This is a genomic window from Ohtaekwangia sp. (genome assembly GCF_036786105.1).
Taxonomy (GTDB): Bacteria; Bacteroidota; Bacteroidia; order Cytophagales; family Cyclobacteriaceae; genus Ohtaekwangia.
Genome location: NZ_DAIQRQ010000037.1, coordinates 17,570 through 29,871 on the forward strand (window position 1 = coordinate 17,570; position 12,302 = coordinate 29,871).

Here is a 12,302-nt window from a genome sequence, read left to right on the forward strand (position 1 = left end):
TGAAGTGTGTAAGTGTTTAGGTGCGTAGGTGTGCGTGTTGTTGGTAGTGAACTTTTAGCTTTAAACTTTCAGCCTCGCGAGCCTCACGCTTACCGCGTGCTTGTGAGCTGCGAGTTGTTCGGCTTCGGCCATCTCTTCTACTACAGGGCCTAAATGTCGGATGCCTTCTTCGGTTAGTTGCTGGAAGGTTATATATTTCATAAAACTCTCGAGCGATACTCCTGCAAAAGCTTTGGCAAAACCATTGGTTGGAAGTGTATGGTTGGTGCCCGAAGCGTAGTCTCCAATGGCTTCCGGAGAATAGTTGCCTATAAACACAGAACCAGCATTGATAACGGCGCCAGCGATGGCCTCTGCATTTTTGGTGTTGATGATCAAGTGCTCAGGTGCATATTCGTTAACGAACGCAAGTGCTTTCTGCTCGTCGGCCAGTATAATTACACGGCTGTTGGCCAGCGATTTTTCAGCGATGGATTTTCGGGGCAGTTGTTCCAGTTGTTGACTGATCTCTTCTTGTATAGCAGCCAGTATAGCTTCGTTGTTGAGTACCAGCATCACCTGACTGTCTTCACCATGTTCGGCTTGTGAAAGGAGGTCCGCTGCTACGAACGATGCATCGGCTGTTTCATCGGCCATCACCAATACTTCCGATGGTCCGGCAGGCATATCGATGGCAAGTCCTTCTTCCATCACCAGTTGCTTGGCTTTGGTTACGTACTGATTGCCGGGCCCGAATATCTTGTGCACTTTGGGAATACTCTGCGTACCGAATGCCATGGCGGCTATAGCCTGTGCTCCTCCGACTTTAAATATTTTTGTAACGCCCACCAACTTGGCGGCAAAGAGAATGGCTGCGTTTATCTTGCCCGACTTGTCGGGCGGTGAGCAAAGTATAACTTCTTTACAACCGGCTAATTTTGCCGGAACTCCCAGCATCAATACCGTTGAGAACAAGGGAGCGGAACCACCGGGTATATATATACCTACTTTTTCGATCGCTACGCCTTTGCGCCAGCATACAACTCCCGGTGTTGTTTCCACTTTCAATACATCGCGTTTCTGGACTGCGTGAAATTTTTCGATGTTGGCAGCGGCTGTTGTGATGGCTTTCTTCAGGGAAGCCGGAAGAGATTGCTCAGCTTCATTTAACTCTGCATCGCTTACACGTAGCTCCTGGATGGAAACCTTGTCGAATTGCAGAGTGAACTCCCGTAGCGCATCGTCACCGGATTTTTTTACACGGTTGAGTACATTGCGAACCGAGCTATCCAGAAATTCCAATTCAAGCTGAGGACGTTTGGACAGTTCGCTCCACGTTTCGGGTGATGGATTGTTGTATATCTTCATAAGATCAGAGACAGATATATAGTTGTATGTTTTGCTTTTTCTACACGATCATTTTTTCGATCGGTACAACCAGTATGCCTTCGGCACCAAATTCACGAAGCTGGTCAATGCGTTCCCAGAAATCATTTTCATCTACTACCGAATGCAACGAGCTCCATCCTGTGCGTGCCAGGGGTATAATGGTAGGACTCTTCATGCCAGGAATTACCGTGGTAATTTTTTCAATCGACTCGTTGGGGCAATTCATCAGTATATATTTACTGTTCTTTGCCTTGCGCACGGCTTCAATGCGGAACAAGAGTTTGTCGAGTATCTTTTGTTTTTCGGTATCAAGCTGAGGATTTGCGATGATCACGGCTTCCGATTGCAGCACAACTTCTACTTCTTTCAAGCCATTGCTCAATAACGTACTGCCAGTGCTTACCAAGTCGCAGATGGCATCGGCAAGACCTATACCGGGAGCGATTTCTACCGAACCGCTGATCTCATGTATACCGGCTTCAATGTTGTTCTTCTTTAAGAATCCTTTTACGATGTTCGGGTAGGAGGTCGCTATATTTTTGCCTTGCAGCCACTGTACACCGGTATAATTTTCAGAGCGCGGCACGGCCATCGACAGGCGGCACTTGGCAAAATCAAGACGCTTTACCAGTTCAGTTTTTCTTTGCTTTTCAATGAATACATTTTCACCCACAATACCGACATCAGCCACACGGTCTTCTACATATTGCGGAATGTCATCATCGCGGAGAAAGAGGACTTCCACGGGAAAATTCCGGGCTTGTGTCTTCAGTTGATCTTTGCCGTTGCTGAAAGACAGTCCGCTCTCTTTGAGCAGTTCGAGTGATCCTTCCTGCAGGCGTCCCGATTTTTGAATGGCGATTCGTAACAAGGTGCTCATATATTTTTTTTAGGTCAGCGATGTTGCGCTGATGCTGTTTCATTTCAAAAATGGATAAACAAAAAGGGCTTGCCACACCGTGACAAGCCCTGAAATTCGTATTCAAAAATCACTAAAAGGCAGTGCCACGCATCGTGTCGTTTCCATGATGGTGGTGGTGCAAGCCTGATGTGATGTTGTTGTTCATTGTTCTAAAGCGATGCGAATAAATTAAATAGTTCTGACAACTCAAAATCTGTAACTCATAAAAAAGAAAATCATAGCTGAAATAAGATGATTGCTCCTATAGCGAGGAACATTATAGCGGCTAACCAACGTTTGGAGAGACGTTCTACTGCCACCCATGCCGGATGTACAGAGGCCGCCATGATTATCAAGTTTAAGGAATGAATTTGCTGAAATAGCGTTAACATTGAAGCTTAATATGGAAAGGTATCGCATGAGAAGGATTTTATATTTCGTGTTTGCATGGGTAGTAACGATCGGTTGCGGCGACAGTAAAGAGACAAGGTTACAACGTTATCTGATGCAGGGTAACGAACAGATCGTGCAGCGCAATGCTGAAGCGGCAGAACGATATTTCAACGAAGCCTTACGACTGGATTCCTGTTTTGCCGATGCCTTGAATAACCTGGGGACGCTCTACTTCGCCCAGCGAAAATATGCCGAAGCCGTTACCTTCTATAATAAAGCATTGCAATGCAAACCCGGTTATACCGATGCGTTGTTGAATCGCGCCAACGCCAGTTACGAGTTAAACGAATTTTATAGCGCCCTGCAAGACCTCGAAAAAGTTAAGCGGGCCAAGCCTGATACTGCGCTGGTATATTTCACCGAAGGGCTGGTGCTCACCAAGCAACGCAAGTTTAACGAAGCCTTGAAAGCGTTTGAGAAAGCGCGATCGCTGAACCCGAAAGACCCGGAGATTGTGGTGAACATAGGGACACTTTATTTTTATAAGAAGTCGTTTGATAGTGCTTCGGTGATTTTGCAGCAGGCGCTTGCCATCAATCCCAAAGAAGCCAATGCGTTAAATGCACTGGCCATGATTGAGGCAGAGAAGAAAGACTATACCAGCGCGAGTACGTGGCTGGCAAAGGCTCTCGCCGTAAAGCCGGAAGATCCGTTCTTTCTGAACAACCGCGGCTATATATACCTGATGACAAACGAACTGGAAAAAGCGCATGCCGACATCGACCAGAGTATCAGCCTTGATCCCTACAATGCCTGGGCCTATCGCAACAAGGGTATATATTACCTGATGACGAAGCAGTATGATGATGCCCTGCGGGTATTGAAGCAGGCCGAGTCGATGGACCCATTCATTGATAAAGTATATATATACCTGGCGGAAGTCTATCTGCAGGTAAAAGATTTCGACAATGCCTGTAAGGCGTATAAAAAGTCAGTTGAGAACAACGAAGGCGGCAGCACTACGATGAAACCGTGCAAGTAGTATTATGACCTTTGAAGCGCTGAAACAAAAGATAGCAGAACGGTTGCTGAAGGAGTTGCCGGGGGCGCTGGCCCACGAACCGATGCGGGCAACACCGATCGGCAGCGTGATTCCTAAATTTGAGCATAAGTTGCCACCTCGCCCGGGGAGTGTACTGATTCTTTTGTACGAAGAAGATGGAATTGTAAAGTTTCCGCTCATCAAACGTCCCGAATATACCGGGGCACACAGCGGGCAGATCAGTCTACCGGGAGGAAAAGCTGAAGCCGGTGAAGACTATATACAAACAGCGTTGCGCGAGGGACATGAAGAAATTGGTATAGACGCCTCGCAGGTAAATGTGCTCGGAAGGCTCTCCAATTTTTTTGTAATCCCCAGTAATTTTATGGTAACGCCCGTAGTAGCTACGATGGAGAAGCCTATGTTTACTCCCGATGCACGCGAAGTAGTTAGAATTTTGTCCTGTAATTTATTCGATCTGCTGAGAGAAGAGGCCGTGCTACAAAAGGAAATCATTGCAGCCGGGCAATATAGAATGATGGCTCCGTATTTCGATATAGAAAGTGAGATCGTATGGGGCGCTACAGCGATGATGCTGAATGAGCTTCGCCTGATTGTACGTGAACTGGAATAGCCTCTGGCTAACTGGCTACAAGCCGCTAGGTATCTTTGTGTAACTTGCATTCTTCTTTGCGATTTCTATGCCACTGGATTTAAACAGCCAATTGTTCCCACAGAAATCACAGAATTGCACAGAAAAAAATACACACATTAGTCCCAATTGTCTGGCAGCTTGTAGCCAGAGGCCAGCACTATTTCATCGGTTCTACTAAAATCACTTCCTCCCTCTCCACAACAACTGCTCCTGCCGGGTCGCCTTTTCGTTTGCGCACAAATTTTTTGGGTGTAACTACTACAGGACAAAGTGTTTCTGTTTTTCGTTTGGAGTTATAGGCTGCAAGCTGTGCCGCGCGTTCAATAACATCTTTTGGAAAGTTTTTACCCGACTGGTATTTGATCAGCACATGCGAGCCCGCTACATCTTTCGCATGCAGCCATAAGTCTTCTTTGAATCCATACTTGAAAGTAAGTATATCATTACTCTGTGCATTGCGCCCTACCCAGATTCGAAAGCCGCTATGCTCGAACTCATGAAAGGGCAGGGGAGCAGACTGTTTTTCTTTTTCATCTGCGAGCCCTTCGCGCGATATAGTCTTGCGAAGCGACTTCAGTTCATCAGCACCTTCTATGATTTGCAGTTGTTGCTTTAACCGGGCGATCTCCTTCTCCTTTGTTTCGAGGGATTGTTGCAGTCGCTGGATCTCAATATGCTGGTTCTTCGCCTTGCGGTAGTATGCCTCCGCATTTTTTTGCGGGGAGATATCTTTCTTGAGCTTTACCTCGATGAGATTATTCTCGTGGTAAAAATCCGGAAGCATAATCTTGTCCATACCCGGTTTGATCTGGTGCATGTTCGCCATGATCAGATCAGCCCAGATTTTATAGTGTTGATCGTTCTCAACTTCCGCAAGCTTATCGAAGGTCTTTTGATAGTATTGTTCGCTGCCTTGAATTTTGTTTCGCAGTGTTGCCATGGCAGAAGCTTTCTCGCGAATAAAAGCTGCCTGGTGAGTATAGGTATAAAAGAAATCGTTAATAGCTTTGAGCGGCTCCCCAAACTCGCCAACAATATTTCCATAACGCACCAACGATAAATATACACTATCCGCCTGTGCGATGAAGTATGTTGGATTTTCCAATTGTTGCTTCACAGCTTGTATCTCTTGCCATTGCTGTTCGGGAGAAAGCGTTTCAAATTTTTTCGCCGCTAAATATTTCCAGATAATTTTTCCAAAAGTAAAATACAGAGCTTGCAGATTGGAACGCTTTTGCAGAAACGCTTCGTAGCTCCAGTCAATCGTCCGGTCGAGCGTATCCATATCAAGTGTTGCATCGCCAGCAATGTTATTTCTGAAAAGTTCTATCGGTATATTTTTTTCAAACAGAATGATGTTGCAGCGATTGCCATGCATTTTGAACAGAAGTGTAATGTCTTCTGTAAATAGTATCGCGAAGCTTCGTTCATTGGTAAACTGACGAATTCCCGTTACATAGTGGCCAATCAGTTTTTCGAAAAGATCTACGCTGTTCTTGCGTGCACGATTGAACTCGCGCGGAAACGAGAGGCAAGAGAATGCAGGGTCGAGGCTTGCTTTGATAAAGAACGGATCGGTACGTGTTTCAAACCGGATGATAAGTTCATCTTTATTCTGACTGAAACATTCAGACACAACCGTGCCCTGCAAGAGTGGAGTGAGTGCGTGACTAAGCTGGCGAAGAAAGTAATAATTATTGTGCACGGTTACGGAAACAGTTGATCAGTTCGTGCACAAAGTAAACGATTATCAGGTATATAGTCAGATGTCTAACTGCAATCCATCGTATGCCAGTGCTACATTGTCTGGCAGTCCTTTTTCTACAGCAGCGTGCAGCCCCAGCTTATGACTCATGTGAAGGAGGTATGTTTTCCCGGGATTGATCTTCTCCGCTATCGCCAACGCTTCGGTGAGATTGAAATGCGATACATGGCGCTCGTGTTGCAAGGCATTCAATACTAGTATCTCCGTGCCTTTCAATCGCTCCAGCGTTTCATCCGGAATGAAGTTCGCGTCAGTAATATAACTGAAGTTGCCAAAGCGAAATCCCAACACCGGCATGCGCAGATGCATTACCGGCAGCGGTATAATTTCAATGCCTTGTATTGAGAACGGTTTTGCATCAATCTCATGCAGGTTGAGGCGGGGAAGTCCCAGCGGGGCATTCTTCTCAAATGCATACGCATACTCAATGCGCAGTTGATCCAGCGTAGGCTTTGTGCCATATATCGGCATGTCCATCTGCTGCAGAAAATTATAGGCCCGCACATCATCCAAACCGGCAGTATGGTCGCGGTGAGCATGCGTGAAGATAACAGCATCCAGTCGCTGCACATGTTCGCGTAACATCTGCTGGCGAAAATCCGGTCCCGTATCTACTACCCAGCTTTGGCCCTGAATATCGAGATGTATAGACGTACGCAACCGCTTGTCGCGGAAATCAAGCGACAGGCAAACTTCACAGTTACAGCCAATCACCGGTACCCCTTGCGATGTGCCCGTGCCGAGAAACGTTACTTTCAAGCGGCAGTCTGTTGTTGTGAACTAAGTTCTTCGTAAAGTTTCTGACTCTTCTCAGAAAACCTGGTGGGATCGAGCGTTACGCCCTTCAGAATATCCAGCAATGCGTTGATCTTTCCTTCTGTGGTAAAAAACTTATTCACGATCATGATCTTCTGGTCTTTCAACACACAATAACCGGCTTTGAAATTTCCCTTTTCATAACGGAGCGTATAGTCCGATTCCGTGATCATCTCCTCGAGCTTTAACAGAAACTGCGTTGTATACTTGATCATAGTGGTTGTGTTCTGCGTGCAAGATAAAAAATAAGTCGGAGAGTCGGGGAGTTCCGAAGTCTGGAAGACGGAAAGTCCGGAAGTCCGAGAGATGGAAGTCGGAAAGTCCGAAAGATGTAAGAGCTGATAGTGAACTGAGCGACAGGAAGTAAAATCCCGGACCGTAGACAATTGCTTTCGGACTTCCGGACTCCTGACTTTCGGACTCCAGTTCGTCTCAGCCTTTCATCTTCGGACTTTCCCCACGCGCGGCTTATCTTACACGCGAAAATGAAGGAACACAAACTAATCGTTATTGTCGGGCCAACTGCAGTGGGGAAAACGGCTGTTGCCATTGAGGTGGCGGAGCGGTTGAAGACAGAGATCATATCGGCCGACTCGCGACAGATTTACAAAGAATTGACCATCGGCACGGCAAAGCCGGATGAAGCCGAACTGCAGCGCGTGCCGCATCATTTTATCAACAGCCATTCAATACAAGAAGATTACGATGCTGCTTCCTACGGTCGTGAGGCGCTGGCGTTGATCCACCAGCTTTTTAAAACACATACGCACCTTGTATTGTGTGGTGGCTCCGGCCTTTACGTGAAAGCAGTGCTGGAAGGATTCGATGATATACCCGATGTGCCGGACGAAATTCGTGAACAGCTCACGGAAAATTTTGAAAGGCACGGCATCGCCTGGTTGCAGGAGCAGATGCGGCAACTTGACCCGGAGCACTTTGCAACACTCGATCAGCAGAATCCTCACCGGCTGATGCGCGCCCTCGAAGTGAAGATTGGTACCGGTCAATCCATCGCATCCTTTCGCAGGCAGGCAAAGCTGGAGCATCCTTTCCAGGTAATAAAGATTGGTCTTGAACTGCCGCGCGAAGTCCTGTACAAACGCATCGATGACCGGATGGATCAGATGATCGCTGCCGGCTTGTTTGAAGAAGCGCAGCAACTCTATCCCTACCGGAATCATAATGCATTGCAAACGGTGGGCTACCAGGAGATTTTCAACTATATCGACAACCAGTACGATCGCGAGGAGGCGATTCGTTTATTGAAGCGCAATTCGCGCCGATATGCCAAGCGGCAGCTTACGTGGTTTAAAAGAGATGAAGAGACGGTGTGGATGAATCCGCAGGATATACAAGCTATATTAAATTTGATTAACTAGCCGCGTGAATATATAGTGAAGACCGATTTATCTCGATCTTGTTGATGGAAAAGAAAGTATTGATCATAACCTATTACTGGCCGCCCAGCGGAGGCAGTGGTGTGCAACGCTGGTTGAAGTTTACCAAGTACCTTCCATCGTTGGGATGGAAGCCCTATATATTTACTCCTGCCAACCCTTCTTTCGCTATTCGTGATGAATCACTGTTGCGCGATGTGCCGGAAGAAGCCGAGATCATTCACTTTCCGATATGGGAGCCGTACGAAGCATTCTTCAAATTATCAGGACTGTTTGGAGGAAGCAGGAAATCAGCGAAGCCAACGGATCTTGTATCGGTGAAGAAGAAATCGATCTTTCAACAAGTAAGCACGTGGGTGCGTGGCAATTTTTTTATTCCCGATCCGCGCGTGTTCTGGGTAAAACCGTCAGTTAAATTCTTACTGAAGTACCTGGATGATCACGGCATCACAACGATTATTACCACCGGGCCGCCACACAGCGTTCACCTGATTGGGTTGAATCTCAAACGAAAAAAAACATCGTTGAAATGGATCGCCGATTTTCGTGATCCGTGGAGTGAGTGGGGATTTCTGGATAGCTTAAGAGTGGGAAGCATCGCCCGTAGCATACATCGCAAGCTGGAAGCACAAGTAACGAAAACTGCAGATGAGGTTATTACCATAACCCCCTTCTATGTGCGCAAATTTGAAAAGCTGTCAGGTCGGCCGGTGAAGTTGCTCACGAATGGTTATGACGAAGAGGATTTCAAAAACCTTGCGATCATGAAGCATGAAAAATTTATTCTTCGCCATGCTGGCATTGTGAATGAGAAGTGTGACCCGCGTCCATTCATGCTCGCGGTCAAAAATCTGCTTTTGCAACAAACAGCCTTGCGAAGTGAATTAGTGATTGATTTTGTAGGAGAAGTGCACCCTGATTTCAAAGCATTTGTGCAAAACGATGATGTGCTGAAAAAAATAACAACGTTCACACCTACTATACCCCATAAGCAATTAATGAAACTTTATGGTGAGTCGGCTATTCTGCTGCTGGTGCTTACGGGGTATAAAGATGCAGAAGGATACATGCCCGGAAAGCTGTTTGAATACCTGGCTACCGGTTTGCCCGTGTTAGGAATTGGTCCTGAGCAAGGTGATGCCGCTATGCTATTGAACCATACAGGTGCTGGCGTCATGATCGATGGAAGTCACGCGGCTGCTATACAGGCATTTATTATGGAGAAATTGGAAGCCTGGAAGCGCCCCGGAAATACTATACAGCCCTCCGGGTATCAGGCCTATTCACGCGGGGCCATTACCAGGACCCTCGTCGAAATGCTGTAATGATCGTTCAATAGGGCAAATTGAGTGTTCCAGTGTTGAACGGTTTTCTAAGTTTATTTCCCATTTTGGAAATTTCTGCGAATTGCCCTTAGATCTTACATGCGATATAAAGTGAAACATATATTATTAGAATCAATGAGCATGCCCTTGAAAACCATGTTTTTTAAAACATTTTGAAAATGATTGGGGCAAAAAATCAACAGGTGACAGCGGTTGGTGTCGCTTTTGTAAAGTGATGTCAAAAGAGACCAGAATTTGCCATGACAACTTTCTTTGAACATCAGCGCACCAGTTACAAACGTAACTATTTGAGAAACCTGATCTGTCTTGCGTCATCGGACGGGCAGTTGGATGACGAAGAGAAGAGCCTGATCCAAAAGATCGGTACGAAACGTGGATTGAAAGAATGGCAGATAAACGAGTTGATCGAGAACCCTGGAACCTGCGATATATTCCTGCCGGAGTCTATTAACAATCGCATGAACATGCTGTATGACCTCATGCAGATCATTTACGCCGATAGCCTGGTAAACGACCGTGAAATAGAATTTATAACGAGTATCGTAGATGCTTTCAAGCTTCACCCCGAGATCGTAGCGCAGTTAATGAAATTGTTTCAGAACAATGCTCCTTCGCCATCCGAGTGGAAAGAGTTTGTGGAGTTTGTTTGTGAAGATTCGGAAAAAGACAATCGCTAGGAGCCCAAATCCCGGATGTTGTTCAGCCGGTTTGCCGAGGCAGACCGGCCTTATTTTTAATGTACCTGTGGTTCGTAATTCTTTCCGTGCACAAGTTTCGCTACTTCGCACATCTCCGTACCGCATTCAGCAATCATGTGTTCCAGGTTTTGTTTGGTGCGCAGCAGATCATCGATCTGTTGTTCTACCATTTTGAGCTTACGGGTCAGATATTTCCTTCCCCGTTCAGCATCCAGCGTCCCTGCATTTACCAGTGTAATAATGCCGCGTGCTTCTTTCAGGGTAAATCCTTTGGCCGTGATCTCTTTAATAGCATTAATGCGGCTCAGCGTCTCTTCCGGATACTCCTTGTAATTATTCTTTCGCCTCGATTCTTCAGGCACTTCAATCAATCCCAGTTTTTCATAAAACCGGATGGTGTGCCGCGACAAATTGGTCTTCTGTGAAAGTTCTCCGATCAGCATAAGCAAAGTGTTTAACGACCGTAGACTATACTCTAAGGTTGTAGTATGAATTAAAATTAACACATCGCCTCCAAAAAATCCATGCATTTTCTCTTGACAGTCGACTATACTCTACGCTATACCTTCGCTTTGTCAACGAAGATTTTGATTTAACTATAATTTTTGAAGCGCATGAAACAGCTCCTCGGTATACTTCTTTTGCTTGCAGGCTCGCTTTCGCTGAAGGCCCAGTCGGTCGATGCTCCACAGAAAGAATTTGTGATGAAGTCAGCAACGAACTCAGTAGAAGTAAAGGCTGGAAACCAGGTAACGCTTGATCTGAAAGTGATACGATCAAAAAGCTTTCAGCGCGGAGAAGCAACACTCGGCATAGCATCACAATTACCGGAGGGTGTGCGTGTGAGCTTTGATCAACATCAAGACGATGTTGCGGCTTATGCAGCTGTTATCACCACTACACCGTCAGCAGCGGCCGGTACCTACACCGTTGTGTTAAACTGCACCATCAATCATAAAACAAAAGGTGTCGTAGTTAAACTTCATGTACTATGATCATGGAAAATGTATCAATCTCAGCCAGTGTGAGTAAAACAGCAACAACATTATTATCCCCTTCCAGGAAACCACGCCTCCCCTGGAACCTGCTGGTTATGCAGCGCATGTTTCCGGTGCTGGAAGCTATTGCTCCACGCTATGCGCGATCGTTCTTTACCAAACGATTCTTTACTCCCTGGAAGTTTGCTATACCGGAAGCCGAGCAAAATGTATTGCAACGGGCAGAGACCTATACAGTACAGGCCGGACATCTGTCGGTGCAGGTATATACATGGGGCCGCGGACCTGCCATTGTGCTGGTACATGGCTGGGCTGGTCGTGCAGGACAATTCAGAAGTTTCATTGAGTATTTTACAGCCAACGGTTATCAGGTTATAGCGTTTGATGCACCGGCTCACGGAAACTCTCCCGGCAAGCGCACCAACATTGTGGAATTTAAAGATGCCATTCATGCACTCCACGCACATGTAAAAAAGATAGAAGCTATTATAGCTCACTCGATTGGCGGTGCTGCCACTGTATTTGCGTTAGCAGAAGGACTGCCGGTAAACACACTCGTTACCATTGCCACACCCGCAGACGCCGAGGAAATATTGCACGAATATGCGGCACGTCTTCATGCATCGGCGAAAGCAATTGGACATCTCAGGAATTATATATACCGTACATTCAATCGCCCGTTTCATGAGCTTACGGCAGCATACTTTGCTACCCGTTTAAATCCTGCCACACGCTGGCTTATTCTGCATGACGAGCATGATAAAGAAATCTCAATTCGCAATGCAACATTATTAAGTAACGCCTATCCACACGCTACATTGAAAATAACAGCAGGGCTGGGGCACGTGCGCATATTACGCGATGAAGCTACTTTGCAAACATGCATGGAATTTATAGCCGTTACACGTTAACGGATAACGTGT

General features: G+C 46.3%; 13 protein-coding genes. 7 read left to right on the forward strand and 6 right to left on the reverse strand.

The genetic code is table 11. The features are described from left to right. Nucleotides 1–60 precede the first annotated feature (60 nt). Nucleotides 61–1,347, reverse strand: coding sequence for a histidinol dehydrogenase (hisD, locus tag V7Q33_RS15090; protein ID WP_333820360.1), 1,287 nt, complete (start codon nucleotides 1,345–1,347; stop codon nucleotides 61–63). Nucleotides 1,348–1,387: 40 nt separating this feature from the next. Next, nucleotides 1,388–2,248, reverse strand: a complete 861-nt coding sequence (hisG, locus tag V7Q33_RS15095; RefSeq protein WP_333820361.1) for an ATP phosphoribosyltransferase — start codon at nucleotides 2,246–2,248, stop codon at nucleotides 1,388–1,390. Between the two features lie 439 nt (nucleotides 2,249–2,687). On the opposite strand from hisG, the gene V7Q33_RS15100 reads away from it, so the two are divergent. Together V7Q33_RS15100 and V7Q33_RS15105 are read left to right on the forward strand one after the other, a co-directional pair. Next, nucleotides 2,688–3,704, forward strand: coding sequence for a tetratricopeptide repeat protein (locus V7Q33_RS15100; protein ID WP_333820362.1), 1,017 nt, complete (start codon nucleotides 2,688–2,690; stop codon nucleotides 3,702–3,704). Nucleotides 3,705–3,708: 4 nt separating this feature from the next. Next, nucleotides 3,709–4,338 carry an NUDIX hydrolase gene (locus V7Q33_RS15105; protein ID WP_331978610.1) on the forward strand — a complete coding sequence of 210 codons (630 nt, stop codon included), beginning with the start codon at nucleotides 3,709–3,711 and terminating at the stop codon, nucleotides 4,336–4,338. A gap of 178 nt (nucleotides 4,339–4,516) precedes the next feature. Here V7Q33_RS15105 and V7Q33_RS15110 read toward each other — a convergent pair whose 3' ends face one another. From V7Q33_RS15110 to V7Q33_RS15120, 3 genes are read right to left on the reverse strand one after another with little or no spacing between them, the layout of a single operon-like run. Continuing rightward, nucleotides 4,517–6,064, reverse strand: a complete 1,548-nt coding sequence (locus V7Q33_RS15110; RefSeq protein WP_333820364.1) for an NFACT RNA binding domain-containing protein — start codon at nucleotides 6,062–6,064, stop codon at nucleotides 4,517–4,519. A 57-nt stretch (nucleotides 6,065–6,121) separates the two neighbouring features. After that, nucleotides 6,122–6,883, reverse strand: coding sequence for an MBL fold metallo-hydrolase (locus tag V7Q33_RS15115; RefSeq protein ID WP_333820365.1), 762 nt, complete (start codon nucleotides 6,881–6,883; stop codon nucleotides 6,122–6,124). After that, nucleotides 6,880–7,155, reverse strand: coding sequence for a hypothetical protein (locus V7Q33_RS15120; protein WP_331978604.1), 276 nt, complete (start codon nucleotides 7,153–7,155; stop codon nucleotides 6,880–6,882). The genes V7Q33_RS15115 and V7Q33_RS15120 overlap by 4 nt, the downstream gene beginning before the upstream one ends. Before the next feature lie 270 nt (nucleotides 7,156–7,425). Between V7Q33_RS15120 and miaA the strand changes: the two genes are divergently transcribed. The 3 genes from miaA (at nucleotide 7,426) to V7Q33_RS15135 (ending at nucleotide 10,360) form a co-directional block, all read left to right on the forward strand. Further along, nucleotides 7,426–8,319, forward strand: coding sequence for a tRNA (adenosine(37)-N6)-dimethylallyltransferase MiaA (miaA, locus tag V7Q33_RS15125; protein ID WP_333820367.1), 894 nt, complete (start codon nucleotides 7,426–7,428; stop codon nucleotides 8,317–8,319). Nucleotides 8,320–8,363: 44 nt separating this feature from the next. Beyond that, nucleotides 8,364–9,662: a glycosyl transferase gene (locus V7Q33_RS15130; RefSeq protein WP_333820368.1), complete on the forward strand. Its 1,299-nt coding sequence runs from the start codon at nucleotides 8,364–8,366 to the stop codon at nucleotides 9,660–9,662. A gap of 260 nt (nucleotides 9,663–9,922) precedes the next feature. After that, nucleotides 9,923–10,360, forward strand: coding sequence for a hypothetical protein (locus V7Q33_RS15135; RefSeq protein ID WP_333820369.1), 438 nt, complete (start codon nucleotides 9,923–9,925; stop codon nucleotides 10,358–10,360). Nucleotides 10,361–10,416: 56 nt separating this feature from the next. Here V7Q33_RS15135 and V7Q33_RS15140 read toward each other — a convergent pair whose 3' ends face one another. Then, the gene (locus tag V7Q33_RS15140; protein WP_331976986.1) at nucleotides 10,417–10,824 is read right to left on the reverse strand and encodes a MerR family transcriptional regulator; all 408 of its coding nucleotides are present in this window, start codon (nucleotides 10,822–10,824) and stop codon (nucleotides 10,417–10,419) included. 171 nt (nucleotides 10,825–10,995) lie between these two features. On the opposite strand from V7Q33_RS15140, the gene V7Q33_RS15145 reads away from it, so the two are divergent. Together V7Q33_RS15145 and V7Q33_RS15150 are read left to right on the forward strand one after the other, a co-directional pair. Further along, nucleotides 10,996–11,376 (forward strand): hypothetical protein, encoded by a 381-nt coding sequence (locus V7Q33_RS15145; RefSeq protein ID WP_333820370.1) that lies wholly within the window; start codon nucleotides 10,996–10,998, stop codon nucleotides 11,374–11,376. After that, the gene (locus tag V7Q33_RS15150) at nucleotides 11,373–12,290 is read left to right on the forward strand and encodes an alpha/beta hydrolase (protein ID WP_331976982.1); all 918 of its coding nucleotides are present in this window, start codon (nucleotides 11,373–11,375) and stop codon (nucleotides 12,288–12,290) included. The genes V7Q33_RS15145 and V7Q33_RS15150 overlap by 4 nt, the downstream gene beginning before the upstream one ends. Nucleotides 12,291–12,302 lie beyond the last annotated feature (12 nt).

Coding starts and splice junctions, on each gene's coding strand:
- hisD (WP_333820360.1), bottom strand. CDS start 1,347: ATGAAGATATACAACAATCCATCACCCGAAACGTGGAGCGAACTGTCC.
- hisG (WP_333820361.1), bottom strand. CDS start 2,248: ATGAGCACCTTGTTACGAATCGCCATTCAAAAATCGGGACGCCTGCAG.
- V7Q33_RS15100 (WP_333820362.1), top strand. CDS start 2,688: ATGAGAAGGATTTTATATTTCGTGTTTGCATGGGTAGTAACGATCGGT.
- V7Q33_RS15105 (WP_331978610.1), top strand. CDS start 3,709: ATGACCTTTGAAGCGCTGAAACAAAAGATAGCAGAACGGTTGCTGAAG.
- V7Q33_RS15120 (WP_331978604.1), bottom strand. CDS start 7,155: ATGATCAAGTATACAACGCAGTTTCTGTTAAAGCTCGAGGAGATGATC.
- miaA (WP_333820367.1), top strand. CDS start 7,426: ATGAAGGAACACAAACTAATCGTTATTGTCGGGCCAACTGCAGTGGGG.
- V7Q33_RS15130 (WP_333820368.1), top strand. CDS start 8,364: ATGGAAAAGAAAGTATTGATCATAACCTATTACTGGCCGCCCAGCGGA.
- V7Q33_RS15135 (WP_333820369.1), top strand. CDS start 9,923: ATGACAACTTTCTTTGAACATCAGCGCACCAGTTACAAACGTAACTAT.
- V7Q33_RS15140 (WP_331976986.1), bottom strand. CDS start 10,824: ATGCTGATCGGAGAACTTTCACAGAAGACCAATTTGTCGCGGCACACC.
- V7Q33_RS15145 (WP_333820370.1), top strand. CDS start 10,996: ATGAAACAGCTCCTCGGTATACTTCTTTTGCTTGCAGGCTCGCTTTCG.
- V7Q33_RS15150 (WP_331976982.1), top strand. CDS start 11,373: ATGATCATGGAAAATGTATCAATCTCAGCCAGTGTGAGTAAAACAGCA.